12 protein-coding genes are annotated in these 15133 nt (G+C 61.0%); 8 read left to right on the forward strand and 4 right to left on the reverse strand.

What is annotated here, in order from left to right:
- Positions 1 to 13: 13 nt before the first annotated feature.
- Positions 14 to 1474, forward strand: coding sequence for an MFS transporter (locus ACR9ZQ_RS37205; RefSeq protein WP_310382391.1), 1461 nt, complete (start codon positions 14 to 16; stop codon positions 1472 to 1474).
- A gap of 78 nt (positions 1475 to 1552) precedes the next feature.
- Here the strand turns inward: ACR9ZQ_RS37205 and ACR9ZQ_RS37210 are convergent, their stop codons facing one another.
- Positions 1553 to 2845: an MFS transporter gene (locus ACR9ZQ_RS37210; protein ID WP_310382390.1), complete on the reverse strand. Its 1293-nt coding sequence runs from the start codon at positions 2843 to 2845 to the stop codon at positions 1553 to 1555.
- Positions 2846 to 3020: 175 nt separating this feature from the next.
- Between ACR9ZQ_RS37210 and ACR9ZQ_RS37215 the strand changes: the two genes are divergently transcribed.
- Entirely contained in the window at positions 3021 to 4286 is a 1266-nt protein-coding gene (locus ACR9ZQ_RS37215) for a glycerate kinase type-2 family protein (protein ID WP_481430332.1), read from the forward strand.
- A gap of 36 nt (positions 4287 to 4322) precedes the next feature.
- Here the strand turns inward: ACR9ZQ_RS37215 and ACR9ZQ_RS37220 are convergent, their stop codons facing one another.
- Positions 4323 to 5180, reverse strand: coding sequence for an urea carboxylase-associated family protein (locus ACR9ZQ_RS37220; RefSeq protein WP_481430333.1), 858 nt, complete (start codon positions 5178 to 5180; stop codon positions 4323 to 4325).
- A 145-nt stretch (positions 5181 to 5325) separates the two neighbouring features.
- On the opposite strand from ACR9ZQ_RS37220, the gene ACR9ZQ_RS37225 reads away from it, so the two are divergent.
- Positions 5326 to 6195, forward strand: coding sequence for a LysR substrate-binding domain-containing protein (locus ACR9ZQ_RS37225; protein WP_481430334.1), 870 nt, complete (start codon positions 5326 to 5328; stop codon positions 6193 to 6195).
- An 8-nt stretch (positions 6196 to 6203) separates the two neighbouring features.
- Here the strand turns inward: ACR9ZQ_RS37225 and ACR9ZQ_RS37230 are convergent, their stop codons facing one another.
- A complete protein-coding gene (locus ACR9ZQ_RS37230; RefSeq protein ID WP_481430335.1) occupies positions 6204 to 7778 on the reverse strand; it encodes a diguanylate cyclase domain-containing protein in 1575 nt (524 codons plus the stop codon).
- Between the two features lie 425 nt (positions 7779 to 8203).
- On the opposite strand from ACR9ZQ_RS37230, the gene ACR9ZQ_RS37235 reads away from it, so the two are divergent.
- From ACR9ZQ_RS37235 to ACR9ZQ_RS37255, 5 genes are all read left to right on the forward strand, one after another.
- Positions 8204 to 9229, forward strand: coding sequence for an ABC transporter substrate-binding protein (locus tag ACR9ZQ_RS37235; protein WP_481430336.1), 1026 nt, complete (start codon positions 8204 to 8206; stop codon positions 9227 to 9229).
- A 41-nt stretch (positions 9230 to 9270) separates the two neighbouring features.
- Positions 9271 to 10149, forward strand: a complete 879-nt coding sequence (locus ACR9ZQ_RS37240; protein ID WP_310382385.1) for an ABC transporter permease — start codon at positions 9271 to 9273, stop codon at positions 10147 to 10149.
- On the forward strand, positions 10125 to 10865 hold the full coding sequence (locus tag ACR9ZQ_RS37245; protein ID WP_481430337.1) for an ABC transporter ATP-binding protein: 741 nt from the start codon (positions 10125 to 10127) through the stop codon (positions 10863 to 10865). Before ACR9ZQ_RS37240 ends, ACR9ZQ_RS37245 begins: the two co-directional genes overlap by 25 nt.
- Positions 10866 to 10885: 20 nt before the next feature.
- Positions 10886 to 12262 (forward strand): LLM class flavin-dependent oxidoreductase, encoded by a 1377-nt coding sequence (locus tag ACR9ZQ_RS37250; protein ID WP_481430338.1) that lies wholly within the window; start codon positions 10886 to 10888, stop codon positions 12260 to 12262.
- Positions 12263 to 12347: 85 nt separating this feature from the next.
- Positions 12348 to 13421, forward strand: a complete 1074-nt coding sequence (locus ACR9ZQ_RS37255; RefSeq protein ID WP_310382382.1) for an LLM class flavin-dependent oxidoreductase — start codon at positions 12348 to 12350, stop codon at positions 13419 to 13421.
- 100 nt (positions 13422 to 13521) lie between these two features.
- Here ACR9ZQ_RS37255 and ACR9ZQ_RS37260 read toward each other — a convergent pair whose 3' ends face one another.
- Positions 13522 to 15117, reverse strand: coding sequence for a DHA2 family efflux MFS transporter permease subunit (locus tag ACR9ZQ_RS37260; RefSeq protein ID WP_481430339.1), 1596 nt, complete (start codon positions 15115 to 15117; stop codon positions 13522 to 13524).
- Positions 15118 to 15133 lie beyond the last annotated feature (16 nt).

Genomic DNA, 15133 nt, shown 5'->3' on the forward strand with positions numbered 1-15133 from the left:
CTGGGAGGATGATATGCACGATAACAATAGTATACTGGTTGCCGGCCCGGTTGCAGGCGAGGTCTCGCATGACGACCCGCAGCAGACGCGGTTGGCTGGCCGCGCCGCGGTTTTGACTGCACGCTTCGAAGCGATCCCCTTTACGCCATGGCACCGCCGGGCACGTATCATCATGGGCAGCGCTACATTCCTCGATGCCTTCGATGCTCTTTCGCTGGCCTTTGTTCTGCCGATCCTGATCAAGCTCTGGGCACTGACGCCGGCTCAGATCGGCTGGATGATTGCGGCAAGCTACATCGGCCAGCTCGTCGGCGCCCTTCTCTTTAGCCGCCTAGCGGAGACGCTCGGCCGCGTTCACATGGCCGCATCCGCGACAGCGCTGATGTCGGCCATGAGCCTCGCCTGCATATTGGTCGGCGATTTCCAGATGCTGTTCATTTGCCGACTGATCCAGGGTATCGGGGTCGGCGGCGAAATGCCCGTCGCGGCCACCTATATCAGCGAGCTTTTGCGCGCCAAGGGTCGCGGGCGCAATTTCATGCTCTACGAGTTGATCTTTCCGATCGGCCTGATGGTGACCGGCCAGGTCGGCACATTGATCGTGCCGGTCTTCGGCTGGAAATCACTGTTCCTGCTTGGCGGGATTCCCGGTCTGCTGATTGCCTATCTCCTCTATCGGCTGCCGGAATCACCGCGCTGGCTGATCGGCCAGGGCCGGCTCGACGAAGCCGAAAAAGTGATCCGCCAGGCCGAGGAAAGTGCACGGCGCAAGGATCCCGGCTATTCCTTCGACGATCGCGCCTATAACGAAGCGACGCTGGCGCTCGGCGGTCAAAGCCAGGCCGCTGCACCGCGGACACGCAGCCGCTGGCGGGAACTGTTGTCTCCGACCTTCCGCATGCGCACCATCGTCGCCTGGATCCTCTGGGCAAGCTCGTTCTTTGTCGCCAACAGCCTCAACAACTGGATGCCGACGCTCTATCACACCGTCTATTCGCTGGAACTCGGCAGTGCGCTGCGGGCAGCCTCGATGACTAATGTCGCACAGGTCGTCATCCTGCTCGCCTGCGCCTTCTGCATCGACCGTATCGGGCGACGCACCTGGGCTGTCGTCTCGTTCCTCGTCGGTGCCGTTCTCTTGGCCGCACTCGCCGCCGGTGGTGCGAGCAGCCTCTGGTCGCTCATTCTGCTGGCCACACTTGCCTATGGCGTCGTCGGCTCCGTCAACGCCGTACTCTACCTCTATACGCCGGAAATCTACCCGACGCGCATGCGCGCGGTCGGAACAGGCCTTGCGACATCATGGCTGCGTATCGCCTCGGCCGTCGGTCCGACGACGGTCGGCTACATGGTCGGCGCGCAAGGCATCAAGTCGGTCTTCATCATGTTCGGGATCGTCGCCGTTATCGGCGCGCTTGCGGCAACGCAGATGATCGAGACCGGTGGACGCAAGCTTGAGGAGATTTCCTCCTAACTCATGCCCCGTCCGGAAGCATTCGCGGAAAGAAGCCCCGGTAACCTTTGATGCCGGGGCTTCGATGTCTCCAAGGCCTCAGGCGCCGCGCAGCACGGCATCATGCTCCTTGCGCGCGATCACCGTAGCGACGACAAAGACGAGCAGGGCGCCGACCGCAAGGCTGACGGCCAGAAAGAACATCGGCGCAATCGTGCTGCCGGTTTCGTCCTTGATCCAAGGCACGACGTTTTGAGCGACGAAGCCGCCGAGATTGCCGACCGAATTGATGGCTGCGAGGCCCGCCGCAGCACCCGCACCTTTGAGAAAGCGAGATGGCAGGCTCCAGAAGACCGGCTGTGGTGCGAAGATGCCGGCCGCGGCAATGCACAGGAAGATGAACTGCAGCGTGTTGTTCGGAACAAGCGCCGAGAGCAGCAGGCAGGCCGCACCGACGAAGGCAGGAATGACAATATAAGGCGTCTTCGCCTTCGCCTTGTCGGCGGCAGTCGGCACCGCCCAGAGCGCAATCGCCACGAGTACCCACGGGATGATGTTGAGCAAGCCGTTCACAGTGTTGCTGACGCCGAAGGCTTTCACGATGGTCGGCAGCCAGTAGCTGAGACCATAGGCGGCAAGCGGGAAGGCGATGTAGCAGAGCGCCATCAACAGGACACGGGGGTCGATGAGTGCCTTGAAGCCGTTCTCGGCATTGTGATCCATGCCGGAATTTTCCGACGCGAGGCGGTCTGTCAGCCAGCCCTTCTCCTCGTTGCTGAGGAACCTCGCGTTTTCGGGGCGGTCATAGAGATAGAAGAAGGTAACGACACCAGCAATGACGGCCGGAATGCCGGTCGCCAGAAAAACCCATTGCCAGCCGGCATGGCCGAGGAAGCCGTCGAGATCGAGCAACATGCCTCCAACAGGCGCGCCGACGGCATTGGCAAGTGCGCTGAAGATCATGAAGAGACCCACCATGCGGCCGCGATAATCCGAGGGGAACCAGAGCGTCAAAAGATAGAGGACGCCCGGAAAGAAGCCTGCCTCGCAGACGCCAAGCAGGAAACGCAGGATGTAAAACATTGTCGCATTCTGCGTATAGGAGAGCAGGATGGTAACGATGCCCCAGGATACGAGAATGCGGGCGAACCAGACGCGTGCGCCGAACCTGTCGAGGAATAGGTTGCTCGGTACTTCAAAAAGGAAGTAGCCGATAAAGAAGAGCGAGGCGCCAAGGCCATAGGCATATTCGCTCATGCCGAGCGCACCGACCATTTCCAGCTTGGCGAAGCTGACATTCTGACGATCGATATAGGCAATGAGGTAAAGGATTCCGAGGAATGGCATGAGCCGCCAGGTAATCTTCGAGATCAACTGCTGTTCGTTGACCATTGCAAATTCTCCAAATGATTGTTGCTTTTCTCGCCAATAGATAGCCGCCTCCGGACGATTATCAATCACACCGAACGGATGGGGACGGCTCCTGCATTGACAAGCGATATGTCGACAGCCATGCCTAGGAGCGTGGAAAGCCATCCTTTCTGCCCGTGTCTCCAGAGAGATCATCATGTCCATGCCCTCCCCCCGCGATTTCCTGACTTCGCTATTTTCCGCCGCCGTGCGCGCCGCCGATCCGCTGACAGGTATTACCGCGCATTTGCCGGAGAAACCTGATGGCAGGACAGTCGTAATCGGCGCCGGCAAGGGGGCCGCGCAGATGGCACGCGCGCTGGAAAGCGTGTGGGACGGACCGCTCGAAGGCGTGGTGGTCACCCGCTATGGCTACGGTTGCGCGACCGATCATATCGAGATCATTGAAGCTGCTCATCCGGTTCCCGATGCCGCCGGCCTTTCCGCCTCCAGACGACTGATGGAAACCGTCGCCGGCCTGGGTGAAAACGATCTCGTCATCGCGCTGATCTGCGGCGGCGGCTCGGCGCTCCTGCCTTCCCCACCCGAAGGGCTGACGCTGCAGGACGAGATCCTCTTGAACGAGTTGCTTCTTGCTTCTGGCGCACCGATCTCGGCCATGAACGTCGTGCGCAAACACCTCTCCACCATCAAGGGCGGGCGGCTGGCGGCTGCGACCAAGGCCCGCGTCGTCAGCCTGATCGTCTCTGATATTCCCGGCGACAATCCCGCCCATGTTGCCTCAGGCCCGACCGTTCCCGACGGTTCGACCCGGCACGATGCGCTTCAGATCATCAAGCAGTACAGCCTCAAGCTGCCGCAGGCGACTATCGATCATCTGAACTCCCCAAAGGCCGATGCGCCACGGCCGGACGATCCGGCCTTTGCCGGCCATGAGCACTACATCATCGCATCGGCCGGCGTATCGCTGGAGGCAGCCGCCGAACTTGCACGTTCGCAGGGAATCACACCGGCGATCCTGTCGGATTCTGTCGAAGGGGAATCGCGCGACGTGGCGCTGGTACATGCGGCGATCGCTCGCGAGGTCGCCGGCCGCGACCGGCCTTTCACGAAGCCGACCGTCATTCTCTCCGGCGGGGAGACGACGGTGACACTGCGTGCCAAGGGCGGCAAAGGCGGCCGCAACGGTGAATTCGCGCTGGCGCTCGCATTGGCAATCGACGGGCACAACACCATCCATGTGCTTGCCGCCGACACCGACGGCATCGACGGCTCGGAAAACAATGCCGGCGCATTTTCCGACGGCGGTACCGTCAAGCGACTGCGCGCCGCCGGCTTCGACCCGCGCCGCGTGCTCGACGGCAATGACAGCTATTCCGGCTTCAAGGCGATCGGCGACCTCTTCGAAACCGGCCCGACCGGCACCAACGTGAATGATTTCAGGGCAATCCTGATCGTCTGACAACTCTTCTATGAAAGGGCCGCGCGACTTACCGATTTATCGATGCGTCCTCGGATAGGGATTTCGCTCCGGCGGCGTCCAGTTGGCGAGTGTCGTGGGATCGGGCTTCCATATCTCGACCTTCAACGGATAGCATGCGGCCATATCGCTGGAATGGCTTGCGCCGCAATCGCCACCTGGGCAGGCTGATAAGGCGCCGAGAAGATCGATCTCCGCAAAGAATTCGATGAAATCTCCCGGCCTGACGGGGCTGGCCTTCATGAAATACTGATGCGTGTCCCTGGTGAAGCCGGTGCACATGAAGACGTTGAGCACGTCATGCACATGCATCTCGGCCTGCTCGAGCGGCATGCCGCTGTCGGCAGCGAGCGCCCGCGTCAGGTTCGAATGGCAGCAATGGTGGTAGTCGCTACCCTTCAGCAATCGGTTCGTATAGGGATCGCAGCGCGTGCCGATGACATCATGAATGCCGGCACCGTCGTCATCCCAGCCATACCAGCCGAGGCTGTCATAGGTGATCGTCGCCATAGGGCGCAGATACGGCAATGTGCTCCAGAGACGATCGCCGACACCGACATGGGTTGCGTGCAGAGCCCGTGTCTTGCCGCTGAAAAACCGTTCGGTGAGATTGGCAGCGTTCCACAGATTGAGGTCACCGACCTGCGGACCGTCGATGCTGACGATGCGAAAGAAATGCCCCTGTGGAACGTGGAAGCTGCCTGCCTCGCGCGGTGGCACGATCACCTCGCTGACCTTCGTCAGCGTTTGACGGGCGGCCTCGAGCAGACCGAGATCGGCAGACGGCAGCGTTTCGACGGGATAGACGACCACGGGCGGTGCTGACCGCCGCTCGGCTGCGTCAGATGGAATTGGCACTATCGACTTCTTCGACATCCGGTTAGTTCCGCTCCGCTGGCGATCTTCCGGTGCTGCGCCCGGTGACACGCAATAAGTCGCCGAGCACTCTTAGCGAGGTTGCGCCATTGGGCAACCGAGATGTTTCTTGCCCTATGGGCAAGTTTTGCTTAGTCATCCTGGCATGAGAAACCTTCCCCTCGCATCACTGCGGGCATTCGAAGCCGCCGCACGCCACGAAAGCTTCGTCCGGGCGGCTGCCGAACTGAACCTGAAACCGGCCGGCATCAGCCAGCACGTGAGGGCGATGGAGAATTGGCTCCGCATCCCCATGTTTTTGCGTCATAGCCGGGGCGTGACGCTGACAGCCGCCGGCAGGGAATTCGGCGCAGCCGTCACGCATGCGTTGGCGCATATCGAAGTCGCCGCCGGGCAGTTGAGGCTGGAAGCAAACAGCCGCCCGGTCAGCGTTGCGTGCATTCCCTCGATGGCAGTGCGATGGCTCATTCCGCAGCTGCCGAGACTGAGAGTTGCTTATCCTGATATCAGGATCAACATCGTCTATGCGCTCGATGCCAGGACGCCCGAAGCGGCAGGTGCCGATCTCCTAGTCTGCCACGGCGTGCGACCAGGCCCCGGCGCCATCAAGCTCCTGGATGCAGCAACCAGACCAACCTGTTCTGCGGAATTCCTCGCCCGGCATGGCCCCTTTCACAAGCCAGCTGACCTGCTTGCCTGTGAAATCCTGCATGACGAGACGATCGATGCCTGGGCGCGCTGGTTGTCAGGCGTCGGCATCAATTCCGCACCGAAGGCCGGACCTGTTTTTGCCGACTTCAATCTCATGATCGGCTCGTTGATCAGCGGCCAGGGTATCGGACTTTGCCCAACCGCGCTGATCGCAGAGGAGATCGCGGCAGGTTCGCTCGTCTCCCTCTTCGAGAGGGCTTCCGATATGGACAAGGCGTACTGGCTCATCGAGGCAAAGGGCCTCTCGCGCGAGGCAAGAACGTTTCGCGATTGGCTGCTTGCAGCAAGGCAGGACGAGAGCTGACGGACCGATCAGGCTTTGGCCCGCTTCGGAACAGACAGATCCTGAAGTGTCATGCGCCAGATGTTGCGACCATCGGCCTTGGCGCGATAGAGCGCCCGGTCCGCCTCCTGCATGAGCGCTTCGTGGTCCACTCCGTCAGCTGCAGCAATGCCGACGCTGATGCCGAGGCGGATGGCAAGACCATTGATGGTAAAAGGCTGCTCGAAGGCGCCGATGCAGCGCTCGGCGAGATCAATCGCTTCGCCTCTTTCTCCCGTCATCAGGATTGCGAATTCATCGCCCCCGAGCCGGGCGACCAGATGACCTCGCGCATGCATCTGCAGCCGATTGGCAACATTTTTCAGCACTTCATCCCCGGCAGCATGGCCAAACGTGTCATTGACGGGCTTGAACCCATCCAGATCCAGACAGCAGATAATGACCTTTTCCCGGTCCTCCGATGCAAGGGCTTTTTCGAGCGCTTTGTAGAATTTCATCCTGTTTGGCAGACCTGTGAGAATGTCGTGATGCGCCAAACGATTGGCTTCAGTCTCGGCAAGAATTCTGTCGCTGACATCGGCCACAGTGAGCAGCAGCCGATGCTCGGCCCCTTCGTGGAGCTGACGAACATAGATCAGCACGTGGCGCTCCGATCCGTCCCGCGTCGTCTGTCGCCAGATCGTTCGCGCATCACAGTCACCGTCGGGATGAAGGAGGACTTTCTCAAATGCCTGGAGTTCGCCGTCGACATGCATGTCGCAGGCTCGCTTCGACAGTAGCGTCGCAGGTTGGAAGCCATAGAAATCAACAGCTGCCTGGTTGGCCTGCAGAATGGTAAGACTATCGCCATTGCACAAAAGCATGGGCATGGGGTTGGCGTTGAACAATTGGCGAAGCCAGTCTTCCCGCTGTTTGAGGCCGGTAATATCGATGCGCATGCCGATCGCGCCGCCGTCGGGCGTGCGCCGGTCGTCGTGGCGCAGCCACCGGCCATCCCGCAGCTGCTGCTCTTCTTGCGAAACAGGCTGACGAAATTTCTGCATGCGGGCGCTGAACCACGCCTCCTTGTCCTCGACGAGCTCGCACATCCCGTCGCCGGCGAGACTGGTCCTCAATATATCCTCAAAGGCGACACCGGGCCTGAGATGCTCGGCTATATCAGCGTAAAGCTCGGCATATTTCTGGTTCCAGAGAACATAGCGGTCGTTGGCGTCGAACACGCAGACCGCCTCCGGCAGCATCTCGATGACATAGCGCAGGCGCAGATTGGCCTCGCGCGCCGCATAACCAGCAGGACGCTCGTCATCCACCGGCTCGAGGAAAGCAGCCGTGACCGTCTCCGTGCCAGTAGGCCAGCTCACGACCTGTACGCGGCATAGCCGACGATGACCAGAATGATCGCTGATGAAGGCAGTGGAGACACCCGAGAGCAACGGCCATTCCGGCATGAGTTCGGTAATACCTACGCCGTGAGCCCGGTCTTCAAGATGGAGGAGATGCCCGGCTTCGGCATTGGCAAAGATGACGTGACCGGTGGTGTCGAGCACGATCACCGCCATCGGACATGCCTCCAGGAATGCAAGGATCTCGGCACCAAGCATCATTAGTCCAACCGTAAAGTCGCTTCAGCAGATCTTTCGGATGTGACTTTAACAGCGGAACGTAAAGGAATGTAACCAAGCCTCACAGTGCGAGCATTTCATACACACTCCGAAGCAAGACAAGGTTTCTGCAAAGTTAACAGAAGATCCTGATGTAATGTTCCACGACGAAATGGCTTGGGTATTGCATTGGCTTCACTGCTCTGCCCTCACCACATCACAACGCAAGGCCGCGTCTTCTCGCCTGAGCTGGAAATCGCCACGCGCTCAACAGGCAACACGCGCGTCTGTCACGCCTGCACAATTGGTAGGATTTTTCATGAACCGGCGAACGAAAGAAATAAATAGTCTACAGATTTTATAGAGAATTCGACACCCTTCGCGTCATCGCTTCCTGACATTGCAACCTCAAACGGGAAACATCAACAATGACATTGGCAAAAACATTGGGAACGGCTGTGCTCAGCCTCATCTCCCTCGGCATGTTCAGCAACGTGGCAGTGGCCGAGACGGGCGCGCCGTTGCTCGACAAGGTGCCGTCGGGAACGGTTCTGACGATCGGCGATCCGGTGACGCAGAAGGCCCTTGAGGTTTCCGGCCTCATCAAGGAACTCACCTTCGAGGTCAAATGGGCCAATCTCAGCGGCGGCCCACAGACCTCCGAAGCCTTCCGCGCGCACGCTCTCGATGTCGGCTCCGTCGCCGAAATCCCGTCGATCTTCGCAACATGGAACAACCTGCCCGTCCGCAACATCGCCTATCGCGAACGCAAGGACCCCATTGCCAATCCAATCTACCGTTTCGGCATCGCGCCTGGCGTCGACGTCAAGTCGCTCACAGATTTCCGCGGCAAGCGCATCGCTTTCAGCCCCGGCCAGGCCCAGGGCACGCTCGTGCTTCGCGCGCTCCATGCCGCAGGCCTGACGAAGAAAGACGCCACGCTGGTCGAGCTGCCGAGCACCGGCGATGTCTATCCGAAGGCACTTGCCAGCAAGCAGGTCGATATCGCGCCGCTCGGCGGTGTCAATATCCGCCGCTACATCAGCCAGTATGGCTCCGATGGCGCAAGCCTCGTCGAGCACGGCCTGCGTGATGACCCCTCCCATCTCTACGCACCGCAATGGGTGCTGGACGATCCCGCAAAAGCAGCCGCCCTTGCCGAATATGTCCGCCTCTGGGCGCGCGCAACCGAATGGGTCGATCAGAATCCCGAGATCTGGATCAAGGAATATTACATCGGCCAGCAGGGCCTGAGCCGCGAGGATGCCGAATTTCTTATCGAGCTCGCAGGTACCCAGGTCATCCCCGATAGCTGGGCGGACGTGAAGAAGCGCCATCAGGAAACCATCAACCTCTTGGCTACCGAGCTTGGCTACAAGCCCTTCGATGTTGAACAGATCTTCGACAACCGCTTCCAAAAAATCGCTGCAGGCGCTCTGCCAAGAAGCCAGTGATCGCGCGTGCCGTTCGATAGCGAAGAGAGGAGATCGCATGCATGGCAACCACCTGGGATGCAGATAACGTCAAGACATCGCGGATATCGCCGCGCGAAAGCGCTGGCGTAAAAGCGACGGCAAAACCCGCGGCCTCCCGCGCCCGCCGCAGGCTCGGCCCCGGACGCGAGATACCCTTCGGACTGCAGATCGGTCCGGCACTGCTGGTGCTGGCCTGGGTTGCCGGATCAGCGTTGGGGTGGATCGATCCGCGCATTCTCTCGGCGCCCTGGACGGTCGTCGAGGCCTTCGGTCGGCTGATCGCCGAGGGCCGCCTGCAGGACAACTTCGTGACGTCTGCGACGCGCGCGCTGCTCGGCCTCAGCATCGGCCTTGTCATCGGCACGGCTCTCGCGGTCATCGCCGGTCTGTCCCGCATCGGCGAGGCGCTGATCGATGGCCCGATCCAGATCAAGCGCGCCATCCCGACGCTGGCGCTGATCCCGCTTTTTATCCTGTGGTTCGGGATTGGCGAAGGCATGAAGGTCACGACCATCGTGCTTGCCGTCATCATCCCCATCTACATCCACACCCACAATGCACTGCGCAGCATCGACAGCCGTTACGTCGAGCTGGCCGAGACGCTGCGCATGAGCCAGAAGGACTTCGTCTTCCAGGTCGTACTGCCCGGCGCCCTGCCCGGTTTCCTTCTCGGTCTGCGCTTTGCCGTCACGCTCTGCTGGGTGTCGCTCGTGGTGGTCGAACAGATCAACTCCACCAGCGGCCTCGGCTACATGATCGATCTTGCCCGCACCTATGGCCAGACCGACGTCATTCTCGTCGGCCTTGTGGTCTATGTGCTGCTCGGCCTCATATCGGACGGTCTCGTCCGACTGCTCGAACGGAGGGTTCTGTCATGGCGCCGCACTCTGGCCAATTAAAGCCTGCCGTCCACGTCGCAAATCTCGTGCGGCGTTTTGCTGCAAAGACGATCCTCGACGGCGTGGATCTCGATATCGGCGAGGGCGAGTTCGTGGCCCTGCTCGGGAAAAGCGGATCAGGCAAGAGCACTTTCCTCAAAGCCCTTGCCGGCCTCGACCACGAAGTCGAGGGAACGGGTACGCTCGAGACGCCGGAAAAACTCTCGGTGGTCTTTCAGGATGCCCGCCTGCTGCCCTGGCGCACGGTCATCCAGAACGTCACGCTCGGCCTGCCGGGTGAAACCGGACAGGAAGCCGGACGCAAGGCGCTCGCCGAAGTCGGTCTCGGAGGACGGGAAACTGCCTGGCCGAACCAGCTTTCCGGTGGTGAGCAGCAGAGGGTGGCGCTCGCCCGCTCGCTGGTGCGCGAGCCGGCCCTGCTGCTGGCGGACGAGCCCTTCGGCGCGCTCGATGCGCTGACCCGGCTGAAGATGCATGACCTCTTGCGGGAGCTTTGTGCGAAACACCGCCCCGCCGTTCTGCTCGTCACCCATGATGTCGATGAGGCGATCTCGCTCGCCGACCGGATCCTGGTGCTCGACGAGGGCCGTTTCGTGGAGGATCTGCGCATCGACCTGCCGGCGCCGCGCGATCACGGCGATCCGCGCTTCGCACAGATCCGAACCCGTCTTCTGAGCCAACTCGGGGTTGATGCCCCCGGCCGCCGCGCCGCCTGAAACCAACGGAGATCGTCATCATGGCCAGTCAGAAAAGACAGATACGGCTTGGCGCATTCATCATGGCAACGGGCCATCATATTGCCGCCTGGCGCCACCCGGACGCGCAGGCCGATGCCGGCTTGAATATCGATCACTATCGCGAACTGGCTCAGACCGCCGAACGCGGCAAGTTCGACCTGGTTTTCGTTGCCGACAGCCCCGCCGGCTGGGAGCGCGCCAAGGATCCGGAAGCCTTGCGCCGCACGGCCCAGGGCGCTCATTTCGAGCCAGTGACCCTATGGGCGGCGCTTTCGCAGGTGACGAGCAATATCGGCTTTGTCGCGACTGCCTCCACCACCTACGAGGACCCCTATCTGCTCGCCCGTAAATTCGCCTCGCTCGACTATATTTCCAAGGGGCGTGCGGCCTGGAATGTCGTCACCACAGGCGCCGATGTCTCCAAGAATTTCTCTATCCCGGGCCACCCGGCCCATGCCGACCGTTACGCACGGGCCGAGGAATTCGTCGACCTGGTGAAGGGCTTATGGGATTCCTACGAGGATGATGCCTTCATCCGCGACAAGGAAAGCGGCGTCTACCTCGATCCGGACAAGGTGCATCAGCTCAATCACAAGGGCCAGTTCTTCAGTGTCAGCGGGCCGTTGAATGTCGGACGCCCGGTTCAGGGTTACCCCGTCATCGTCCAGGCCGGCGCATCCGAGCCCGGACGCGAGCTCGCAGCGCGCACCGCCGAGATGATCTTTACCGCCAACCAGACGCTGGAAGACGCTCAGGAATTTTACTCCGACGTCAAAGGACGTCTTGCCCGCTACGGCCGCAGCCCGGACGAGCTACTGATCAGCCCCGGCATTTTCCCGGTGCTCGGCGGCACGGAGGCTGAGGCCAAAGCAAATTACGACTACATCCAGTCGCTCGTTCACCCCTCGGTCGCCTGGAACATCCTGTCGCGGCACTACAAGGGCGTCGATCTCTCCGCTTATTCGCTCGACGATCCTGCCCCGCCGCTTCCTGATAACACCGAGCTCAACAAGAGCCGCCTGAAGCTGGTCACCGATCTGGTCTCCCGCAACAATATGACGCTGCGCGAATTCTATCTGGCGGTCGCGACTGCCCGCGGCCACCGCTCGGTGGTCGGCACGCCGGAACAGGTGGCGGACGCGATGCAGGAATGGTTCGACAATGGTGCCGCCGACGCCTTCAACATCATGCCGCCTGTCCTGCCGACAGGTTTGACGGATTTTGTCGATCAGGTGGTGCCGATCCTGCGCAAGCGCGGTCTTTTCCGGGAAGAGTACGAGGGCACGACACTGCGCGAGAACCTCGGCCTTCGCCGCCCGCCGAATGGCTTGGCGCTCAAGGCGCAGCAGGGCGAAGCCGCCCGGGCCGCCGGGTAATACATCACCGCAGAGACACGGGACAGCCGGGCTCGCAGGGAAACCCGGCTATCCTATCCAATCATAGAAACCGCAGGCGCATCGCATGAGCAGCAATCCGGAATTCCTCTGGTACATCCCCAATGCCGTCAAACCCGGCCACCGCGGCGATTCAGCAGCAGAAAACCACAATAGCCTGGAAACGCTGACGAGCCATGCCAAGGCACTTGAAGAGCATGGCTGGAAGGGCGCGCTCATCGGCACCGGCTGGGGCCGGCCGGACACCTTTACTCTGGCAACTGCACTTGCCGCACGGACAACGACCTTCGAGCCGCTGATCGCGATCCGCCCCGGCTACTGGCGACCGGCGAATTTCGCATCGTCGGCCGCCTCGCTCGATCATCTCACCGGTGGACGTGTGCGCGTCAACATCGTCTCCGGCAAAGACAATCTGGCCGCCTATGGTGACAGCGAAGGCGATCAGGCGCATCGCTATGGCCGCACCAAGGAATTCATGCGGCTGGTGCGAAAACTATGGACCGAGGAAAACGTCACCTTTGCCGGCGAGCATTTCGGGGTCAGCGAATCCACCGTCGTTCCACGCATCGAGGCTCGCGGCGAGCGCCGCCATCCGAAACTCTATTTCGGTGGTGCATCGGAAGCGGCCGAGCGCGTCTCGGCCACCGAAGCTGACGTCCAGCTCTTTTGGGGTGAGCCGCTTGATGGCGTGCGGGAACGGATCGATCGCTTGAAGCGGCTGAGCCGCGACCTCGACCGCGACCTGCCGCCGCTTCAATTCGGGCTGAGGATTACGACGCTGGTCCGCGACACGACAGAAGAAGCTTGGGCCGATGCCGAGGCGAAGGTCGCCGAAATGGCAGAAAATAGCGGTGCCGGCTGGCACGACCACCAGCGGGCCGTCGCCGTCGGCCAGCAGCGCCTGCTCGACCTTCATCAGCGCGGTGAAGTGCTCGACGACAATCTTTACACCACGCCCGGCAAATTCGGCGGCGGCGGCGCGGGCACGACTTGGCTGGTCGGCTCCCCCGCAGATGTCGCCCGTTCGCTGCGCAAATACCAGGAGCTCGGCATCACCCATTTCGTTCTGTCCGACACGCCCTATCTTTCGGAGATCAAACGGCAGGGCGCACAGCTGCTGCCCTTGCTGAAGGCGGCATGACGGCGTCTGAAAAGCATATCCCCATCGCCGGTAATCGGTCCGCATGAGACGCAACAAAAAAACAGGCCCGGTGGGCCTGTTTTTGTTTCGACCGGGCGCCTCAATGCGCGCCTGCGCCTCCACCAGCCTGCGGCTTTTTGGTGAAAAGCAAGGCAATTGCTGCCAGCGCCAGCACCACGCCGATGACCGCAAACGTATCGGAGAAGCCCATGATCAGCGCCTGGCGCTTGACGATCTGACCGAGGGCAACGACCGCCTTCTGCGATGCGACGGCCGGATCGGTGACACCATGCTGCGTGAAATAGCCCGACAGTTGGGTCAGCCGATCGCGCACCTCGTCACGGGTCAATGTGATCGACTGGCCGATGATGTTGGAATGGAACTGCTCGCGCTTGGTCAGGATCGTGCCAAGCGAAGCCGTGCCGACCGCACCACCAAGATTGCGCAGCATGTTGGTGAGGCCCGAGGCAGCAGCGGCATCTGCGGGCGCAATGCCGGCTGTGGTGATCGCAGTGATCGGGGTCAGCACCAGGGCCTGGCCGATGGCGCGCACGATATTCGGGATCAAGAACTGGTCACCGGCATTGTTGGCCGAGAGCGTGATGTTCATGAAGCAGCTGATTGCGAAGATCGAGATACCGAGAAAGCCGATATAGCGAGCATCGAAGCGCTTCATCAGAACAGGCACGAGCGGGATCAGCAAGAGCTGTGGCAGACCGGTCCAGGCAAGCACGTTACCAATCTGCTCGGCATTATAGCGCTGCACCTGACCGAGATATTGCGGCAGGATATAGACCGTACCGAAGAGCGCCACACCGACCAGCACGTTGACCAGCACGCCGATGCCGAAATTGCGCTGTGTGAGCAGGCGCAGCTTTACCAGCGGCTTTTTGACGGTCAGCTCGATCCAGATGAAGGCGGCCAGGAAAACGAAGGCCACGATGCCGAGCTTGACGATGAAGGGCGAGGAGAACCAGTCGTCCTTGTTGCCCTCTTCCAGTACGGTCTGCAGCGCCGAAAGGCCGATTGCCATAGTGACGATGCCGGCCCAGTCGCCCTCCTTCAGAAGGTGAAGCTGCATCGGCTGCTTTTCAAGCGTCAGAGCGAGCGCCGCCGCCATGATGAGGCTCGGGATAGTGTTGATGAAGAAGATCGTCTGCCAGCCGTAGTTCTCGGTCAGGTAGCCACCGATCGTCGGGCCGATGGCCGGGGCGAAGGTGACCGACAAGGCAAAGACGGCAAGGCCAAGCGGCTGCTGGCTCTTCGGCAGCTTGGTCAGCACCATGGTGAAGGCCATGGGGATCAGCACGCCGCCGGCAAAGCCCTGCAGGCCGCGCAGCAGGATCATCGTGCCGAGATCATGGGCGAAGGCACAGGCCATCGAAAAGATCGGGAAGAGGATGGAATTGACGAGGATATAGCGGCGGAACGAGAAGACATTGCTGAAATAGGCCGTCAGCGGAATGACGACGATCTCGCCGATCAGATAGGAGGTGGAGATCCAGGCGCCGTTGTCGACGCCTGTGCCAATGCCGCCTTCGATATCAAGGAGGGAGGCATTGGTGATCTGGATATTGAGGATCGCCATGAAGGCGCCGATCATGCCGGCGAGAACGGCAATCCAATCCCTTGTGCTGGCCTTGGTGCTGGCGCCCGGCTGCGGGATAGCGCCTGATGTTGTTGCGATACTGGACATGACACGATCTCCTGCC

Source organism: Rhizobium sp. KNZ14-9A, assembly GCF_056755015.1.

Bases quoted from the DNA above. Each gene is read 5' to 3' on its own strand.
- ACR9ZQ_RS37220 (WP_481430333.1), bottom strand. From the start codon at position 5,180: ATGTCGAAGAAGTCGATAGTGCCAATTCCATCTGACGCAGCCGAGCGG.
- ACR9ZQ_RS37225 (WP_481430334.1), top strand. From the start codon at position 5,326: ATGAGAAACCTTCCCCTCGCATCACTGCGGGCATTCGAAGCCGCCGCA.
- ACR9ZQ_RS37205 (WP_310382391.1), top strand. From the start codon at position 14: ATGCACGATAACAATAGTATACTGGTTGCCGGCCCGGTTGCAGGCGAG.
- ACR9ZQ_RS37235 (WP_481430336.1), top strand. From the start codon at position 8,204: ATGACATTGGCAAAAACATTGGGAACGGCTGTGCTCAGCCTCATCTCC.
- ACR9ZQ_RS37240 (WP_310382385.1), top strand. From the start codon at position 9,271: ATGGCAACCACCTGGGATGCAGATAACGTCAAGACATCGCGGATATCG.
- ACR9ZQ_RS37230 (WP_481430335.1), bottom strand. From the start codon at position 7,778: ATGATGCTTGGTGCCGAGATCCTTGCATTCCTGGAGGCATGTCCGATG.
- ACR9ZQ_RS37210 (WP_310382390.1), bottom strand. From the start codon at position 2,845: ATGGTCAACGAACAGCAGTTGATCTCGAAGATTACCTGGCGGCTCATG.
- ACR9ZQ_RS37215 (WP_481430332.1), top strand. From the start codon at position 3,021: ATGTCCATGCCCTCCCCCCGCGATTTCCTGACTTCGCTATTTTCCGCC.
- ACR9ZQ_RS37245 (WP_481430337.1), top strand. From the start codon at position 10,125: ATGGCGCCGCACTCTGGCCAATTAAAGCCTGCCGTCCACGTCGCAAAT.
- ACR9ZQ_RS37260 (WP_481430339.1), bottom strand. From the start codon at position 15,117: ATGTCCAGTATCGCAACAACATCAGGCGCTATCCCGCAGCCGGGCGCC.
- ACR9ZQ_RS37250 (WP_481430338.1), top strand. From the start codon at position 10,886: ATGGCCAGTCAGAAAAGACAGATACGGCTTGGCGCATTCATCATGGCA.
- ACR9ZQ_RS37255 (WP_310382382.1), top strand. From the start codon at position 12,348: ATGAGCAGCAATCCGGAATTCCTCTGGTACATCCCCAATGCCGTCAAA.